The 17318-nt window shown below is 43.2% G+C and carries 16 protein-coding genes; 10 read left to right on the forward strand and 6 right to left on the reverse strand.

The window, feature by feature from the left end:
• Positions 1-115 precede the first annotated feature (115 nt).
• Complete coding sequence (locus ACYVNW_RS09860) at positions 116-1054, forward strand: endo-beta-N-acetylglucosaminidase H (RefSeq protein ID WP_460679692.1); 939 nt, start codon at positions 116-118, stop codon at positions 1052-1054.
• Between the two features lie 90 nt (positions 1055-1144).
• Here the strand turns inward: ACYVNW_RS09860 and ACYVNW_RS09865 are convergent, their stop codons facing one another.
• Together ACYVNW_RS09865 and ACYVNW_RS09870 are read right to left on the reverse strand one after the other, a co-directional pair.
• Positions 1145-2782 (reverse strand): ABC transporter substrate-binding protein, encoded by a 1638-nt coding sequence (locus tag ACYVNW_RS09865; protein ID WP_460679693.1) that lies wholly within the window; start codon positions 2780-2782, stop codon positions 1145-1147.
• A gap of 35 nt (positions 2783-2817) precedes the next feature.
• Positions 2818-3204, reverse strand: coding sequence for a nuclear transport factor 2 family protein (locus tag ACYVNW_RS09870; RefSeq protein ID WP_460679694.1), 387 nt, complete (start codon positions 3202-3204; stop codon positions 2818-2820).
• A gap of 106 nt (positions 3205-3310) precedes the next feature.
• On the opposite strand from ACYVNW_RS09870, the gene ACYVNW_RS09875 reads away from it, so the two are divergent.
• Entirely contained in the window at positions 3311-3886 is a 576-nt protein-coding gene (locus ACYVNW_RS09875) for an RNA polymerase sigma factor (RefSeq protein ID WP_460679695.1), read from the forward strand.
• Between the two features lie 11 nt (positions 3887-3897).
• Positions 3898-4257, forward strand: a complete 360-nt coding sequence (locus ACYVNW_RS09880) for a hypothetical protein (RefSeq protein WP_460679696.1) — start codon at positions 3898-3900, stop codon at positions 4255-4257.
• Positions 4258-4409: 152 nt separating this feature from the next.
• Here the strand turns inward: ACYVNW_RS09880 and ACYVNW_RS09885 are convergent, their stop codons facing one another.
• Positions 4410-5204, reverse strand: coding sequence for an SDR family NAD(P)-dependent oxidoreductase (locus ACYVNW_RS09885; RefSeq protein WP_460679697.1), 795 nt, complete (start codon positions 5202-5204; stop codon positions 4410-4412).
• Positions 5205-5299: 95 nt separating this feature from the next.
• On the reverse strand, positions 5300-5662 hold the full coding sequence (locus ACYVNW_RS09890; protein ID WP_460679698.1) for a winged helix-turn-helix transcriptional regulator: 363 nt from the start codon (positions 5660-5662) through the stop codon (positions 5300-5302).
• 87 nt (positions 5663-5749) lie between these two features.
• Between ACYVNW_RS09890 and ACYVNW_RS09895 the strand changes: the two genes are divergently transcribed.
• Complete coding sequence (locus ACYVNW_RS09895; RefSeq protein WP_460679699.1) at positions 5750-6550, forward strand: SDR family oxidoreductase; 801 nt, start codon at positions 5750-5752, stop codon at positions 6548-6550.
• 1010 nt (positions 6551-7560) lie between these two features.
• Positions 7561-7947, forward strand: coding sequence for a hypothetical protein (locus ACYVNW_RS09900; protein ID WP_460679700.1), 387 nt, complete (start codon positions 7561-7563; stop codon positions 7945-7947).
• 74 nt (positions 7948-8021) lie between these two features.
• On the opposite strand, the gene ACYVNW_RS09905 is transcribed toward ACYVNW_RS09900, so the two are convergent.
• A complete protein-coding gene (locus ACYVNW_RS09905; protein WP_460679701.1) occupies positions 8022-8357 on the reverse strand; it encodes an MGMT family protein in 336 nt (111 codons plus the stop codon).
• Between the two features lie 126 nt (positions 8358-8483).
• The gene (uvrA, locus tag ACYVNW_RS09910) at positions 8484-11306 is read right to left on the reverse strand and encodes an excinuclease ABC subunit UvrA (RefSeq protein WP_460681007.1); all 2823 of its coding nucleotides are present in this window, start codon (positions 11304-11306) and stop codon (positions 8484-8486) included.
• A 524-nt stretch (positions 11307-11830) separates the two neighbouring features.
• On the opposite strand from uvrA, the gene ACYVNW_RS09915 reads away from it, so the two are divergent.
• From ACYVNW_RS09915 to ACYVNW_RS09935, 5 genes are all read left to right on the forward strand, one after another.
• Complete coding sequence (locus tag ACYVNW_RS09915) at positions 11831-12415, forward strand: RNA polymerase sigma factor (RefSeq protein ID WP_460679702.1); 585 nt, start codon at positions 11831-11833, stop codon at positions 12413-12415.
• 91 nt (positions 12416-12506) lie between these two features.
• Positions 12507-12704 carry a hypothetical protein gene (locus ACYVNW_RS09920; RefSeq protein WP_460679703.1) on the forward strand — a complete coding sequence of 66 codons (198 nt, stop codon included), beginning with the start codon at positions 12507-12509 and terminating at the stop codon, positions 12702-12704.
• A 49-nt stretch (positions 12705-12753) separates the two neighbouring features.
• On the forward strand, positions 12754-13521 hold the full coding sequence (gene nth, locus ACYVNW_RS09925; RefSeq protein ID WP_460679704.1) for an endonuclease III: 768 nt from the start codon (positions 12754-12756) through the stop codon (positions 13519-13521).
• 140 nt (positions 13522-13661) lie between these two features.
• Entirely contained in the window at positions 13662-14618 is a 957-nt protein-coding gene (locus tag ACYVNW_RS09930; protein ID WP_460679705.1) for a GLPGLI family protein, read from the forward strand.
• A 25-nt stretch (positions 14619-14643) separates the two neighbouring features.
• On the forward strand, positions 14644-17310 hold the full coding sequence (locus tag ACYVNW_RS09935) for a carboxypeptidase regulatory-like domain-containing protein (RefSeq protein WP_460679706.1): 2667 nt from the start codon (positions 14644-14646) through the stop codon (positions 17308-17310).
• Positions 17311-17318 lie beyond the last annotated feature (8 nt).

Raw genomic sequence — 17318 nt, forward strand, 5'->3', positions numbered from 1 at the left:
ATGAACAACAACGCGCTCATTCACCACGTATAAAAGGTTATACTCATATCCCCGCTGAGTTCTCACCGCCAGTCATCAAACCATTATAACCAACTATTTAATTATTAACTCCATTATGAAAAGCACAATGAAATCATTGTACCTGTCAGCAGTGCTGATAGCTGCCACTGTGTTTTGTTCTTGTAAGAAGGACAACGTGGTAACCGCACCGGAAAGTGGCAACAACACCATCGTTGCACGGGCAATAGGCCGGAGCGGCCCCAAGAGCGTTTGCTATGTAGAAGTAAACAACAACGACCTGCGCAATGTGGGTAAATACACATTAACCTCAGGTGGGCAGCAATTATTTGATATTGCCATCATTTTTGCCGCCAATATCAACTATGATGTAACCAATAAAAAGGCAGTTTTATATTTTAACAGCAATGTGGCCAATGTACTTAACAATAAAGCTACATATATACAATCCTTACAAAGCAAGGGTATTAAGGTGCTGTTATCTGTATTAGGCAATCATCAGGGCGCTGGTATTTCTAATTTTCCATCGCAGGCCGCAGCGCAGGATTTTGCCCAGCAGCTAAGCGATGCGGTAACTACTTATGGCCTGGATGGTATTGATTTTGACGATGAATACGCTGATTACGGTAACAACGGCACCGGGCAGCCCAATTCAAGTTCGTTTGTATACCTGGTAACGGCCCTGCGCCAGTTAATGCCCAATAAAATTATCTCATTTTATTTTTACGGCCCCGCAGCATCCAGGTTATCTTATAATGGGGTAACGGTAGGCTCAAAAGTTGATTACAGCTGGAATGCTGTTTATGGTACGTATTCGGTTCCGAATGTGCCCGGCCTGGCCAAGTCCAACCTCGGACCGGCTGCAATAGATATTACAGCTACCAGTTCAAGTACTGCCAAAACGCTGGCTACACGTACCGTAAGTTATGGCTATGGTATTTATCTGTATTACAACCTGCCCAATACCGATCAGCACACTTACTTATCTAATATATCGCAATCATTATACGGCAGTGCAACCAGCTACACTCCATAATACAACCATTATTGAAATAAATTGATATCAGGACTGGACGATATAAAGCAAAAGGCATTTGAACATACAAATGCCTTTTGCTTTTTCTACTCATTGCAGTTTCTTTTTCACCCTTTTCAACACCAGCAAACTCTCCGCAGTTTTACTAAAGCCGCTAATGTTGTTCTGGTACAGGTTTACCAGTTTATCATAATATAAAATCACTACCGGTGCCTGTTGCATTACCAAATTATCCATTTGGTGGTAAAGCTGGTAACGCTGCCCGTTATCAGTGGTATGGTAAGCCTGTTCAAACAGTGCATCAAATTTAGGATTACTGTAACCCGTATAGTTAGGGCCAAACGGAATTTTGTTTTTGCTGTAAAACAGCGAGAGGTAGTTTTCGGCATCCGGATAATCGGCAATCCAGGAGCCACGGAAAAAGTTAACACCGTTTTTAGCAATCAACTCGCGCAGGCTTGCCCCCTGTACCACTTCTACCCGGGTGCGGATACCGGCCTGATTAAGCTCGCCTTGTACGTATTCAATCAAATCGCGGTAGGTAGTAGTGGTGCTCAGCAATATTTCGGGTAAGCCTTTACCATGCGGAAAACCGGCCTCGGCTAATAACTGCTGCGCCTTAGCCGGATTATAAGCGTAACCTTGCACAGCTTTTCGGTCAAAACCGGGCATGCCCTCGGGTACAAAGCCGGCATCGCCGGGGGTACCTATACTGTTACGCAGATATTTAATGAGTTTCTGCTTGTTAATAGCATAATTGATAGCCTGCCTGACTTTGAGCAACCGTAAAGGCGAATGTTTAACGATAGCCAGATTGGAATCCACCAGCATACCTATATACTCGGTGTTTAGGTATGGGCCTATAATAAGTTGAAACTTACCTTTATGCTTTTGGGTAATATGGCCACTCTTGGTGAGGATATCATCGCGGTAGCTGCCGTCTATGCTGTTAAAATAGTCGAGCTTACCTTTTATAAACTCCATAAAGGCAGTTTGCTTATCACTGATAAAGGTGGCACGTACTGCATCTAAATAAGGCAGTTGATGCCCCCCGGCATCTTTTTCCCAATAATGGTTGTTTTTGAGCAGCACCAGCACCTCCCCTTCCTTCCAGTATTTGAACCGAAAGGGGCCGGTACCTACAGGATGGCTCCGAAAGTCTTTTCCATAATGCGTAACAATCTCTTTAGGTACCACAGAGCAATATTGCGCCGTAAGCAAACTAAGCAATGGAGGAAAAGGCTGCTTGAGGTGGATTTGAAAAGTGCTGTCATTGAGGGCTTGAAAAGCTGCTTCGCCGCTTACCTTGTCACTAAAAATCCAGGAGCCGGAGCTGGCCACTTTAGGGTCAATCAGTCGGCCGAAGCTGTAGGCAAAATCACCGGCTGTAACTTTGCGGCCCTTACCCTGTGGAAACAACGGGTCATCATGAAAGCTAACATCCTGCCGCAGGTGAAAGGTATAAGTTAAACCATCGGCCGATATCAGCCAGCTTTTGGCAATGCAGGGTTGGGTGTGCAGACTATCATCAATTTGTACCAGGCCGTTGTACAGCTGATTATCTATCCAAAGGGCATTTTTATTACGGGCGAAGGCCGGATCCATGGAGGTAAGGCCTTCATCCATATTGAAATTAAATACGGCTTTGTCTTGATTGGTAACATCAGGCCGGCAGGCAGCTAACGTTCCTAACCACAACAATACAGCATATAACCGGCGCTTATTCATCAGATTAAACAGGGTAATTAATATCAACCATGATATCAACCGATATCCGTAATACCCGAAATCTTCCCGCCATCAAAAGTAAAAACCGAGGTACCGCTGAGTTGCAGTAAGTCACCTTGTTTAAGGCCATTGGGTAAATCAGCAGCTACTATGGCCTGGTAGTCTATAGTTACTTCGGTTTGGGCAGGTTCGTGCTTATAATCGGTTACGGTTTGCTGCCGCTGGTTGAAAAATGCAACAGCCTGTATAGCCTGTTGTTTAAACGCCTCCAGGCCCTGCAAATGCAGGTCGACCACACCACCGGTTATGTTTTTAAACTCCATACTGTTTTTCAGGCCCGCCATCATTCCTTCAATATCAAAATTATTGTAGGCGTCTATATAGGCCTGTATCAGTTGCTCGCGTTTATCGTATCCGGTCATGTTTTTCTGTGTGGTAAAAGTTCGAAAGTAACTATTTTCAATGAGTTCACTCTAATTTAAAATGTTTAACCAGCCTGGTCGTCTACCCTTTTAAAACAGATATATTTTGAACGCTGCTGTAATACCCCTTGATATTCAACACACACTGGTTGCCGCCGTTAAAAAGTATGGCAGCGGGTTGTTGCGCTTTATACGCAGCAGGGTAAAAACCGATGCGGATGCCGAAGATATATTGCAGGATGTTTGGTACCAGCTGAGCGCCGTAGTTAACGCCGCCCCCATTGAGCAAACCGGCGCCTGGCTGTACACGGTTGCCCGTAATAAAATCATCGACCGCTATAAAAAGAAACATGAGTTTTTGCTGGATGATTTAGCCGCTGCTGACGAAGATGAGGACGAGGATAGCCAGCAAATCAGCGCGCTGCTGCTTACCGAGGCTACTACGCCCGAAACGGAGTACCTGCGTAACTTGTTTTGGGAAGAACTATTTGCTGCGCTGGATGAACTGCCGCCCGAGCAGAAAGCGGCTTTTGTGGCGCAGGAACTGGAAGGCAAAAGCTTTAAAGACCTGGCCAAGCAAACCGGCGAACCAGTACAAACCTGGATAAGCCGAAAATACTATGCCGTAACCCACCTGCGCAGGCGATTAAAGCAGTTGTATGATGATTTGATGTACGATTAAACCAACCCACCATGAAAGAATTATTTTTTAAAAGACGTTTTGTATTGATGCCTTTTTTGGCCGCCGCCTTTCTGGCCTTGGTGAGTTTTGCCATAATGGAGTTATGGAACAACCTGATGCCCGACATTTTCCATTTAGGCACCATAACCTATTGGCAGGCACTGGGCCTATTCATATTGAGCAAGCTGTTGTTTGGCTTTGGTGGCCGCGGCCGGTTTGGCGGCTCTTGGGGCAAGGGCCGCATTCAGGAGCGCTTTGCCCAAATGAGCAATGAAGAGCGCGAAGCTTTTAAAGCCCGCATGAAAGGCCGCTGCGGCCCCGGATGGCGCAATTTTTACGACCCCGCCCCCCATGAGCAACCTATATCTTAACACCACAGTTTTATATTTAGCAGTTTAAAACTAACAAAGCCGGTTAGCCATCCATAGCTAACCGGCTTGTTTCGTTTAATGACTTAGATCATTGAATCTTGGCATTGGCATCACTATATAAGATGCGTTTAGGTCTACAGAACTTTTGGTATTTACACCGCCGTTTTAATTACTCCACCATCAACACGAACAGCAGCGCCGTTAGTAGCGGCTGCCAGCGGACTAGATAAATACGTAACGGTATTGGCCACTTCTTCAGGTGTGATGAAACGTTGCAAGAGGGAGGTTGGCCGAATGGAGATGAAAAAGTCATCTTCTACATCTTTTACACTTTTCTGCTGGTTTTGTGCCAAAGCATCAATAAAACCACCCACACCTTCAGACATAGTTGGGCCGGGCAATACCGTATTTACAGTAACGTTAGTTCCCTTGGTTAACTCGGCCAGTCCACGGGCTACACCTAATTGCGCTGTTTTACTTACCCCATAATGAATCATTTCTGCAGGTATTTGCAAAGCGGATTCACTTGAGATAAAAATGATACGCCCCCAGTTTCTTTTCAGCATCCCATCAAAATAAGCACGCGAAAGCCGGATACCACTCATTATGTTTACTTCAAAGAAACGGAGCCAGTCCTGATCTGATATATCAGCAAATTCTTTAGGCTCAAATATGGCCACGTTGTTAATTAAAATATCTACTTCAGCTACTTCATTAATCAACGCAGCAATCTGGTCTGCCTTTGCAAAGTCGGCTATTACACCATAAACTTCATTATTACCAGTGCTGGTTTTTATCTGATTAACGGCCTGATCTACCCGTTCCTGAGTGCGGCCGTTTACCCACACCTGTGCGCCTTCAGCAGCCAGCCTTTGTGCTGTAGCATAACCAATACCCGCTGTTGAGCCGGTAACCAAAGCCCGTTTTCCTTTTAACTGCAAATCCATAGTTATCAACTTAATTTGTTCAGCTGAAACAACAGGTTAGCAATAGGTTTTGTGTGCATTTGAAAGCCATATGGAAGTAAGATTGAAATTTGCGCTTATTTCCCTTTAATTTTCGTCCGGTGCTTCATACCGAATTCAACCAGCGCATCAATAACCGGTTTAATTTCAACAGCATGCGTAGTTAAGGCATAAGATACAGTTACAGGTTTGGTGTTATTTACGGTACGGGTAATAAACATGTTTTCTTCCAAATCCTGTAATTCTTTTGACAGCACTTTCGGTGTTATACCCAACGTCGTTTCCTGTAAATCCTTAAAGCGCATCGTTCCATAATTATACAGTCCTAACAGGATGCAGAACTTCCATTTGCCACTTACCAACTCTATAGCATCTTTTAATGCCAATATCTTTTCATGAGAGAGTTGAGCATCCTCTTTATTACAATTCAAATAATCCATAATAAATAGTTACTTTCCAAAAGGTAACGAATAGCAAATGTAAATTAACTTACCAATATTTTTGATCTGTATTTAAAATTAACCGATATGAAAAAGACAATTTTTATTACAGGCACTTCATCAGGCATTGGCAAAGCAACCGCTAAACTATTTGCCAATAAAGGTTGGCAAGTTATTGCCACCATGCGTAAACCTGAACTTGAAACAGAACTAAACCAACTTGAAGGCATAACGCTGTTACCGTTGGACGTTACCGATTTAAAGCAGATTGAAGAAATAACTAAAAAAGTATTAGCATCAGGTGATATCGACATTGTGCTAAACAATGCGGGCTATGCACTAATTGGCCCATTAGAGGCTTCTACCGATGAGCAACTGGTGCAGCAGATGGAAACTAATTTTTTGGGAACTGTGCGTGTTACCCAGGCATTTATTCCTTACTTCAGGGCAAAAAAATCAGGCCTTTTTATCAACACCACTTCTTCGGCTGGTTTAATAGGATTTCCGGTAAGCTCGATGTATGATGCCAGCAAATGGGCGTTAGAAGGTTGGGCCGAAAGTTTATATTATGAATTAGATGAATTTGGCATTAGCATCAAAAATATTGAGCCGGGACTTGTGGCTACCGAAATAGGCGCAAAATCACCTATTACCTCACATCCGGCTTATGAAGAATTATCATCCAGTTTTTTTGCATTGATCAGTAACACATCAACCAAGGTATCTACTTCTGAAGAAATTGCAGAGGTAATATATGAAGCAGCGACCGATGGCAAAGATCAATTACGCTATGTATGCGGTGCCGATGCTATAGAGTGGTATGCAAGACGCCTTGAAGTAGGCAATGAAGCTTTCAGGAAAGAAGTAAAGCAGATGCTGAAGAAGTAAACGAAGTGATGATTAAGAGTTGCCTGATTAATTATAGGCAGCTCTTAATAGGTTAATGCGATTAGAAAGCAAAAAAAATTAAGTAAAAAAGGGGCCTATAAGCCCCAATCTATTGTTATATCCTCAAAGGATGCCGATATTGATTTTCAATTCGGTCGTAAGTGATTTATTTGCCTAACCCAAATTCAAATGACCACTTATCGTCTGCATATTTTACATTAAACTTTATAAAAGGTAAAATAGCAACTAATATGGCTAATGTCATATTAATTTCGTTTTATAATTAGAACCACAGTAAGTAGTTCCTGAGTCTTTGCATACTAAGAAGCAAAGAAAAAATTTATAATGCAAATATCCGGGTAAAAGTCCCCTTTGTCAAGCTTAGACAATTAATTTTTATTTGAATTTAAATTTTACGCTTGTTTGCAGCGCCAATCTATGTTCTGCACTTGCATTTATAACATTGAAGATATATTTTAACTTTACACTTCTAAACTATGTCAGACCAGTACTGTGTACACAACCATGAAGCCGTTTACTTTGTTACATCTACAAATATTAACGAAATAGACCTATTTGGCCACTCCGCTTACAAAGACATAGTTACTGAAAGCCTACAATATCACTATGGACATAAAAAATTGTAATTGCATTTTGGTGGTAATAATTATCATTTGCTTTTATTAGTCGCAGCTAAGGATGGAGATCATCTACCAAATATTATTCACAATTTTCAGAAGCATACAAGTAAATAACTAATTAACTTAGACAAGTGCCTCAAAAACCGCCGCATTGGGATATTAAATCGCTTTGCTTTTCATATCAAGTTCAAAAGCCGAATTGAAGAATATAAAGTTTGGTATAGCAGTTACAATGTGAGAGAATATTTAACGTCCGGAATGATGCGGTAAAAATTAAGAAGGCATTGTAAACCCCGGATAGAGCTAAGTAGCTCATTATAAAGGAGCGTAAGTAAAGAGGTGTATTTAAAGCTTTGATTTTTAAGTTATATGCATACAAAATTCGATCTGTTCACAACCTTAGAAAGTCCTAAATATATAGTAACATCATTTGCTAATGGTGAGCTAACATTTATATTTTTATTTAAAAACAGAGGTGAAGCAGTACAAGCAAGTAAAATCTTTGGACATGTTCTAAAAATGGATGTAAATGTAAACGAAACCATACCAGAATATTATATCTCAATAAAATTTAATGACAATTCAAAAGGGAGCTTTAAAGTGTTAAACGAACAAAAAAATTATAAAGCGATGTCTTTATTAGTTGAAGCAGAGATAAAAATATATTCAATAGGATACTATATTTTAACTGGAATACCCAGTTTATTAGTACCTAACTATCACCCTCTAATACTTTCTGTGTTTAACGATTGTTAGAATGTTATTTACGCTTGCGCTCGTTTGTAACGAGCGCTTAACTCTGTCCGGCGTTTGCAACGCCCTTCTACGCCCTACTCAAAATCCATTTCTACGTCCGGCTCCCAAAACAAGGTTTTAAAGTTTTGTATTTTATCCCCAATAACGGTAACCCCTTCTTCGGCCAGTAGCTGCGCCCGTGTTTCAATACCCGAAGTTCCGCCGGTGAGTTGCCCCTGGCTGCTCACTACCCGCCAGTAAGGTACCGGCGGCTTCAAACCATGAATGAGCCCCATAGCATAACCCACTTTGCGCGACCAGTTACCCCGGCCTAAAAATTTGGCAATGGCACCATAGGAGGTAACACGACCTGTAGGAATAAGGCGAACTACTTCAAATACATGGTTATTGAAATTGGGATCGGTGGGCATGGTGGTTATTTTCTTAACACGTCATTGCGAGAAACCAAGCAATATATCTGCACCTTGTTAGTTAGGTGTATAGAGATTGCTTCGTTCCTCGCAATGACGTCGTATTGGGTGATTTTAGTTATTTATTCACTTACCCAGCCGTTCTTTTAAAAACTGGCCGGTATAACTTTTCTTCACTTTAATTAAATCTTCGGGAACGCCTTCAAACACTAGGTTGCCGCCTTTGTCGCCACCTTCGGGGCCAATGTCAATCACCCAGTCGGCACTTTTAATCACGTCCATATTGTGCTCAATTACCACAATGGTATTGCCTTGTTCCAGCAGGGCGTCAAAAGATTTTAGCAGCTTTTTGATATCGGCAAAATGCAACCCGGTGGTAGGCTCGTCAAAAATGAACAGCGTTTTGTTGGCATTGTTACCTTTCACCAAAAAGGAAGCCAGCTTAATACGCTGCGCTTCGCCGCCCGACAGTGTGTTAGACGACTGGCCTAATTGCACATACCCCAAACCTACTTCTTGCAGGGGCCTGATGCGGTTGGCTATTTTAGGGTCGTTCACAAAAAACTCCAGCGCTTCGTCAATGGTCATCCCTAAAATATCAGCTACGTTTTTATCCTGATAGGTGACATCCAGAATATGCTGTTTGAAACGTTTACCGTTACAGGCTTCGCAAGGCAAAAAGATATCGGCCATAAACTGCATCTCAATCTTTACCTCACCTTCACCCTGGCAAACATCGCAGCGGCCACCTTCTACGTTGAAAGAGAAAGCTGAAGGTTTCAAACCACCTGCTTTGGCAGCGGGTTGTGCGGCAAACAGGTTGCGTACTTCATCCCAGGCCTTTACGTAGGTAACCGGGTTAGAGCGCGACGAACGGCCGATAGGATTTTGGTCTACCATCTCCACCTGCTCTACTTTAGCCATATCACCTTCAATGGCGTCATACTGCCCGGTAATTTCTCCTGAATAATTGCCTAAAGCTTTTTGCAACGCAGGCTGCAGGATACGCTTTACCAAACTAGTTTTACCCGAACCAGACACGCCGGTAACTACAGTAAATACCCCCAGCGGAAATTTAACATCAATGTTTTTTAGGTTATTCTCACGGGCGCCTTTAATCAGCACGTAATCGTTCCATTTGCGGTGCTGGGTGGGTACAGCAATTTCTTCCTTTCCGCTCAGGTAACGGCCGGTCAGGCTGTTATCATCGTTGATAATCTCGTTATACGTACCGGCGAAGATTAACTCGCCGCCATGCGTACCGGCTTCGGGGCCAATGTCAATCAGGTGATCAGCGGCCTGCATAATTTCTTCTTCGTGTTCGACCACCAATACGGTATTGCCTACATCACGCAATGATTTCAATACGGTAATCAAACGCTGGGTATCGCGCGGGTGCAAGCCAATGCTGGGTTCATCCAACACATATACCGAACCTACTAAACTGCTGCCCAATGAGGTAGCCAGGTTAATGCGTTGTGACTCGCCGCCTGATAAGGTATTGGATAACCGATTCAGGGTTAAATAGCCCAAGCCTACATCATTTAAAAAATTCAATCGATTGGCAATTTCCATCAGCAGGCGGCGGGCAATCTTTTCATCGTGCGCATCCAGCTCCAGGGTTTTAAAGAATTGATACGCCTGATCTAACGGCATCAATACAATATCGGTAATAGATTTATCCTGTATTTTCACATAGGTAGCATCAGGCCGCAAACGACTTCCCCGGCACTCGGGGCAGGTGGTTTTGCCACGGTAGCGCGACAGGATAACCCGGTATTGTATTTTATACGTTTGCTCTTCTACTTCTTTAAAAAAGGCATCAATGCCACGAAAGTATTTATTACCTGTCCATAGCACCTTTTTGTCCTTCTCACTTAGCTGACTGTAAGGTTTATGGATGGGAAAATTAAATTTATCGCTCTGGCGGACGAGCTGCTGGTTCCACTCGCTCATCTTTTCGCCACGCCAGGGGGCAATGGCATTGTCATATACTGATTTACTTTTATCAGGTATCACCAAGTCCTCATCAATACCGATGATCTTGCCGTAACCCTCGCAGCGCGGACAAGCCCCGTAAGGGTTGTTAAAGCTGAAAAAGTTAGGCGTAGGTTCTTCAAAACGAATACCGTCCAGCTCAAATCGGTCGCAAAAGAAAGCTTCAGTTTCTTCTTCCGCTTCGGGTAAAGTATAGCGCACAAAACAATCGCCTCGGCCTTCAAAAAAAGCGGTCTGGGCCGAGTCGGCTACGCGGCTCAGCGTTTCCTCTTCTTCGTTTTTGGTGATACGGTCTATTACAATGCGCACGGTATCGGTAGCTGCTAAGGTTTCATTGCCGATGTTTTCATTTTCCAGCAAAGCCTCAATGCGCGAAACGGCCTGGTTGTATTCTACCCGTACAAAGCCTTTTTGCAACAATACAGCCAGCTCTTCTTTCAGGCTGCGGTTATTGTGCGGATGCAGGGGGCAAAGTACGGTTACCTGCGTATCATCCGGCAGATTCTGCACAAAGTTCACCACATCGGTTACTGTATCGCGTTTTACCTGCTTGCCCGATACCGGCGAAATGGTTTTGCCAATACGTGAGAACAGCAGCTTAAGGTAATCATATATCTCAGTGGAGGTACCCACGGTAGAACGCGGGTTGGAAGTAATTACTTTTTGCTCAATGGCAATAGCGGGTGCAATACCGCGGATATAATCTACATCGGGCTTATTCATCCGCCCCAAAAATTGGCGGGCATAAGAAGATAAGCTTTCTACGTAGCGGCGCTGCCCTTCGGCATAGAGCGTGTCAAAAGCCAGGGATGATTTACCCGAGCCCGACATGCCTGTAACCACCACCAGCTTATTCTTAGGGATGGCCACATCAACGTTTTTAAGGTTATGCACCCTTGCACCTTTTATAATGATATTTTTTTGAGGATCTTGCTCTGCTTGATTCGTCATGCTAATGTTCATGGCGCATAGTTCAGGGTTCATAGCCAAATTTTATCTTACGAACTATACGCCATAAGCTATGAACCGAGCGGCAAATTTCCTAAAATATTTAGCAACTTGCAAATGTCCGCATTGCCTGTTGCCCAGGCAGATAACAACCCGGGCGAAGGTAAGTTTATATAATCACAGTTGGCTTCGATATTAATGATCAGGCTTTACAGGAATCACTTATAACAGGCTGGAAGACTGTTATTTAACTACAACCTATATAATTTTGATTAAAAGCGAAATGACAATACGATGGCTGGATATTTTTTCTATACTGTTAATCTATTTCGCTATATAATCATCTAACTTATTGTTAACTGACATAAAAGCGACAGATTATTTTTTCAAATATTTGTTTTGAAAAATATTTTTTACTTTATTTGATATACCGTTAATTTAAAACTAAAAGGAGAACCCCTTATTGATTAGAACTTTACTTTAAAACGTTTATTGTTCCAGTAATTATTATATTTTAAAGTAGTTCTATGGATTTTCAATTGAAAAGTGATCAGGATTTAATCCATCAATACATTGGCGGCGATGAGGGAGGATTGGTTGAACTCATCCGGCGCTATCAGTCAAAAATTTATACATCCATTTATTTGCTGGTAAAAGACCAGGATTTAGCCGAAGATATTTTTCAGGATACCTTTATTAAGGTCATCAATACCCTGAAAGCCGGCAAATATAATGAAGAGGGTAAGTTTTTACCTTGGGTGAGCCGTATTGCCCATAACTTGGTAATTGACCACTTCCGCAGGGAGAAACGCACGCCGTTAATTAATGGTGGTGATGATTTCGATATCTTCGAGGTATTAGGCAACTATGATGAAAGCACTGAAGACCGCATGGTGCGCGAGCAAACCCACCGCGATTTGAAGGCGCTGATTCACCTGCTGCCTGCCGAACAAAAGGAAGTATTAATTATGCGCCACTTTGGCAATATGAGTTTTAAGGAGATTGCCGATGTTACTGAAGTAAGCATTAATACTGCCCTGGGCCGTATGCGCTATGCCTTAAACAACCTGCGTAAAATGATGCAGGTAAAAGAGATGAGCTTAAAGAATTAGTACCTGATTTTTCTTTTAATATTTTTTTCAAAAAAAGAAAATATTTATTTCCCTGCTGCGTTTATGAGTAAACAATTATTCAAAAAAGCTTATGGGTGAAACTTCTACTACTACTTTAAAAGCCATCACTAACATAGCCGACGTGAAAGGATTAGACACTATTGAAAGCCTGAATGCAGACGAAACTGTATTCTACTATGCGCTCAGAACTGAGCTTGACCGCTTGCAAAAGCAGCCCAAAACGCAAACAGTGGATCGTATCCTGAAGTACTCGAAGAGCTTACGTTAACGATATAATAAGAGCCCTGCGTTTGCAGGGCTCTTATTATATTTGCCCCATGCTAAAAAAGGAACGTTACCGCCTGTTTGTTGAATATTTTTCGCAGCACCAGCCCAACGCTGTTACCGAACTCAATTACAGCAATCCTTATGAACTGCTGGTAGCCGTTATTCTATCGGCCCAGTGTACCGATAAACGCATTAACCAGATTACCCCTGCCCTGTTTGAACGCTACCCCGATGTACAGGCACTGGCGCAGGCTACCTCTGATGAAATATTCGCTTACATTCGCAGTGTAAGCTACCCCAACAATAAAGCCAAGCACCTGGCCGGCATGGCCCGTATGCTGTTGAATGATTTTAACGGCGAGGTGCCCTCCGATATTAATGAACTGCAAAAATTGCCCGGCGTAGGCCGCAAAACCGCCAATGTAATTGCTTCGGTGGTGTATGATGCACCGGCTATCGCCGTAGACACCCATGTGTTCCGGGTAGCCAATCGCATTGGCCTCACCACCAAAGCCCGTACCCCGCTGGCTGTTGAGCAGCAGCTAACAGAGCATCTGCCCAAAAACACACTGGGTATGGCGCACCACTGGCTTATTCTGCATGGCCGTTATATCTGTGTGGCGCGCAACCCCAAATGTAGTATTTGCCCCCTTACCTACTTTTGTAAATACTACGCCACCATTACTTCTGATACTTACTTGCTAAAACAGGAAGCTTTAAAAGCAAAGAAGGCCGAAGCAGCTCGGAAAAAGAAGCAGCTGGATGCAATTGCCAAAGAGCTGAAAAGGCGGAGTATATCTTCAGAAGAAGCTTATTAACTTAAATGTCTACTAATTTTTTGGTGTCAACATTTGTTAAAAGTTGTTAAAACCATTGACTAATTACGAAAGTATCGTAGATTTACGAATAATTCGTAACAGGTCAGGTTTATCCTGAGTCTATACTTAAACTTTTAACCATGCAACTTAAACATTTCCTCTTATCAGCCTTGCTATTACCAGCAGCATTATTTACCCAAGCACAAACACCCGATACGGCCAGGCTGGTGGTTCATTACCAGTTTACCCACATCAGAGATACCACTGACAAAGAGCACCCCTACACCGAAAATATGATGCTGCTGGCCGGCAACCGGGCCAGCGTTTATAAAAGCTACGACCGTATCAAGCGCATGGCGCAGGTACAGGCCGATGTGAGCAACCAGATTAAAAACAGTGCAGGCGGCGCAGGTGGGCCGCAAAACTTCACTATCCGCAGCAGCGGTCCGGTGGGTTCCCGTGCTGAATACTTTTATTTCTTTCCTGAGCGCAAATCTTACCGCCGCGAGCAAATCATCAACAACTATATCATAGAGCAGCCCTTTGAAACACCTCAATGGAAAATCAGCGCCGATACCCTGACCATTGGCGGCCTGCATTGCCAAAAGGCCACTACCCATTTTAAGGGGCGTGATTATTTGGCTTGGTTCTGTACCGACTTGCCTTTTCATACCGGCCCTTGGAAACTGGTGGGCTTACCGGGCCTGGTGGTACAGGCGGCCAGCACTAAAGGCGATGTGGTGTTTAAGTTTGATGGCATAGAAGAAGCCTCGAAACTGGTTGCCAGTCAGCCCAAACCGCCTGCTGCACCAGGAGGGCAAACGCGGATGATTATGATTGGCGGCCTGGATGATAAACAGCCAGCCGATGTTATTGCCCTGCCCGAAAACGGACTCAAAGTAACCGAGAAGGATTTTACCCGGTTAATGGAGATGCGAGACAAAGACCCACAGGGCTTTTTACAGGCGCAAATGGCCGGAGCAGGCATTACACCACCATCTGGCGGTGGGCAAATGTCGTTTAAAATACAAGCGCCGCCTGCCGGCATCAAAAAGCCGGTAATTAATAATCCTTTAGAATTGACTAACGGTAAATAACACCCCTAAACCTTATCACTTTTACATGAAAGCACTTTTCATCGCTTTCCTGCTGGGCTGTGCGTTGTTGTGGAGCAGCTATGCACATGCCCAAACCCTTAGGGGTACTGTAACCGACAGCCTGGGCAAACCGGTATCTTATGCTACCATTAACTTAAAAGGTAGCGGTAATCTTGTATTAGGGTATACCAACACAGACAATAAAGGTATTTACCAATTACCTGTCCCGCCTGATGCAGACCAAAAGAACTTGTATCTGGAAGCCAGTTACCTGGGGTATAAAAAGCAAAGCAAGCAGGTTAACAATGTGTCGGCACTTTACAATTTCAGGCTATCACCAGCCAGCCGGGAGTTAAATACGGTAATCGTTAAAGACAACCGCCCTCGCCTGCGGGTAAATGGCGATACACTGAGCTACAAAGTATCAGAATTTAGCACCCCGCAGGATAGAGTTATAGGTGATGTGATTAAGAAGCTGCCGGGCATAGAGATGGATGCCAATGGTAAAATCAAATACAATGGCAAAGCCATCTCTAACCTGTATATCGGCGGCGATAACCTGTTGGATGACAAATACAATATTGCCACCAGCACCATCCCCAGCGATGCGGTGGACAAAGTACAGGTAATGGAAAACCATCAGCCCATAAAAATGCTGAAGGATAAAGTAGTGAGTGATGATGTAGCCTTGAACATCAAATTAAAAGATGAAGCCAAAATACAACTGGTAGGCCAGGCTACTTTAGGCGCCGGCCTGCCCAAAAAGTATGATGAAAACATCAATGCCATGATGTTTAAAGACAAGTACAAAGCCATCAATTACTTTAAGGGCAATAATACCGGCTTTGATGTGGCTAACGATTTAATTTCGCACAATATCAACGATTATCTGAACCGGCTGGATAATAATAAACCGAGCACACTGCTTTCGCTGGGTGCGGCAGGTAACCCCGATTTGCCGGTTAACCGTTATCTGTTTAACCAATCGGCCCTGTTCAATTTCAATAACCTGTTTAATGTAAAAAAGGATGTGCAATTGCGGGCTAATATTTCTTACCTGCACGATGTGCAACGCCAGCAGTACTCAAAATTTACGCAAACTTACCTACCCGATGATACCATTACCTATACCGAAACCCAGCGTAATAAACGCCGCCCCGATCTGATACATGCGCAGTTGAATGTGAACATTAATAAAGAAAAATATTACCTCAACAATGCTTTCATCGGCGATATCAATTACAACACAGCCTATTCTGCCCTAAACACCAACGGCAACCAGGTTAACCAAAAGCTCATACAAAACAGCTTCGATTTTTCGAATGAATTTAACTACCTGAATACATTTAAGTCAGGTAAAATCATCAACTATTATTCTTACATTAATCATGTAAGCCAACCCGAGAACCGGATAATTGAGCCGGGATTGAATGCAAATATATTTAACGGCGGAGTGCCATATAACGAACTCTTGCAGCGGGCTAATGTACCTACCTGGTTTACCAACAACTACGTGGGTTTAAAACTGCCGGGCAATAAATTGACACAGCAATACAAGCTGGGCTTCAATATGCAATCTCAACAGTTAACTTCCTCTTTGTATACTATACAAACCAACGGCAACACTAAACCGGCCTTAGATAGCGCCATGAACGACCTGAACTGGCAACGCAGGAAATTTTATGCCGAAGCAGGATTTGACATACCCGGCAACAAATTAAAAATGAGCTTTAATGTGCCGGTTACCCTGCAACAAATTGCTTATGATGAAGAGTTATACCAACTGCATGAATCATTAACACGCTTGTATGTAAATCCGCAGCTATCATTAAAATATCAAACCAGCGCCGAAAATTACCTGAGCTTCAGTTACGCTTACCGCAATAACATAGGCGATATCAGTAACGTTTACCGGGGTTATATCTTAACTAACTACCGTACGCTTTATGCCAATAACGCTGGCATCACCGAACGTAAATCACAAAGTGCTAACCTGGGTTTCAACTATCGTAAGGCCATCCAAATGTTTTTCTTCGGCGTGAATGTAGGCTACACGCACAGCGAAGCCAACAATATCACTTACAGCAATATTACCCCAAACTTTCAGCAACGTATTGTATTGCCCTACCAGAACGCAACTGATAGCTGGACCGCTATGGGCAGCGTAAGTAAATATGCGTTTGATTTGCGCAGCACCTTTAGTGCAGGAGCGCTGTGGCAAGCCAACCGCTCCAACCAGATTGTGAATCGTATTTTGCTGCCTTACCAAACCTATATAACCAGTATAAATGCCGGCGTAGAATCAAAAATAAGCAACCGCATCAATTTTAGTTATAAGGCTTACCTTACCCGTACCGGCAGCCGTTCGTCGGTTGCTACCAGCACGGCATTTTATCAATTGCAACACCAGGCATCTATTAATTATAACCCGACAGATAACCTGCTGTTCAAGCTTTCGGGCGATAACTATTTTACCCATCAGCCGCAGATGAATAATTTGAATTATGCTTTCGCCGATTTCTCTGCCCGCTATAAATTCAACACAAGCAAGATTGATGTGGAGCTGAACGCTTTAAATATCCTAAACACCAAAACTTACAGCAACGCATATTTAACCGCCAATACATTTACCTCAAGCGTATACCAGTTGCCGGGGCGAATGTTGGTAGCTAAAATATCATTCAACTATTAACCGGTAAT

The sequence above is a fragment of the Mucilaginibacter koreensis genome (assembly GCF_054783355.1).

Excerpts from the sequence above, each read along its gene's own strand:
- ACYVNW_RS09860 (WP_460679692.1), top strand. The coding sequence starts at position 116 with ATGAAAAGCACAATGAAATCATTGTACCTGTCAGCAGTGCTGATAGCT.
- ACYVNW_RS09865 (WP_460679693.1), bottom strand. The coding sequence starts at position 2,782 with ATGAATAAGCGCCGGTTATATGCTGTATTGTTGTGGTTAGGAACGTTA.
- ACYVNW_RS09870 (WP_460679694.1), bottom strand. The coding sequence starts at position 3,204 with ATGACCGGATACGATAAACGCGAGCAACTGATACAGGCCTATATAGAC.
- ACYVNW_RS09880 (WP_460679696.1), top strand. The coding sequence starts at position 3,898 with ATGAAAGAATTATTTTTTAAAAGACGTTTTGTATTGATGCCTTTTTTG.
- ACYVNW_RS09885 (WP_460679697.1), bottom strand. The coding sequence starts at position 5,204 with ATGGATTTGCAGTTAAAAGGAAAACGGGCTTTGGTTACCGGCTCAACA.
- ACYVNW_RS09890 (WP_460679698.1), bottom strand. The coding sequence starts at position 5,662 with ATGGATTATTTGAATTGTAATAAAGAGGATGCTCAACTCTCTCATGAA.
- ACYVNW_RS09895 (WP_460679699.1), top strand. The coding sequence starts at position 5,750 with ATGAAAAAGACAATTTTTATTACAGGCACTTCATCAGGCATTGGCAAA.
- ACYVNW_RS09900 (WP_460679700.1), top strand. The coding sequence starts at position 7,561 with ATGCATACAAAATTCGATCTGTTCACAACCTTAGAAAGTCCTAAATAT.
- ACYVNW_RS09905 (WP_460679701.1), bottom strand. The coding sequence starts at position 8,357 with ATGCCCACCGATCCCAATTTCAATAACCATGTATTTGAAGTAGTTCGC.
- uvrA (WP_460681007.1), bottom strand. The coding sequence starts at position 11,306 with ATGACGAATCAAGCAGAGCAAGATCCTCAAAAAAATATCATTATAAAA.
- ACYVNW_RS09915 (WP_460679702.1), top strand. The coding sequence starts at position 11,831 with ATGGATTTTCAATTGAAAAGTGATCAGGATTTAATCCATCAATACATT.
- ACYVNW_RS09920 (WP_460679703.1), top strand. The coding sequence starts at position 12,507 with ATGGGTGAAACTTCTACTACTACTTTAAAAGCCATCACTAACATAGCC.
- nth (WP_460679704.1), top strand. The coding sequence starts at position 12,754 with ATGCTAAAAAAGGAACGTTACCGCCTGTTTGTTGAATATTTTTCGCAG.
- ACYVNW_RS09930 (WP_460679705.1), top strand. The coding sequence starts at position 13,662 with ATGCAACTTAAACATTTCCTCTTATCAGCCTTGCTATTACCAGCAGCA.
- ACYVNW_RS09935 (WP_460679706.1), top strand. The coding sequence starts at position 14,644 with ATGAAAGCACTTTTCATCGCTTTCCTGCTGGGCTGTGCGTTGTTGTGG.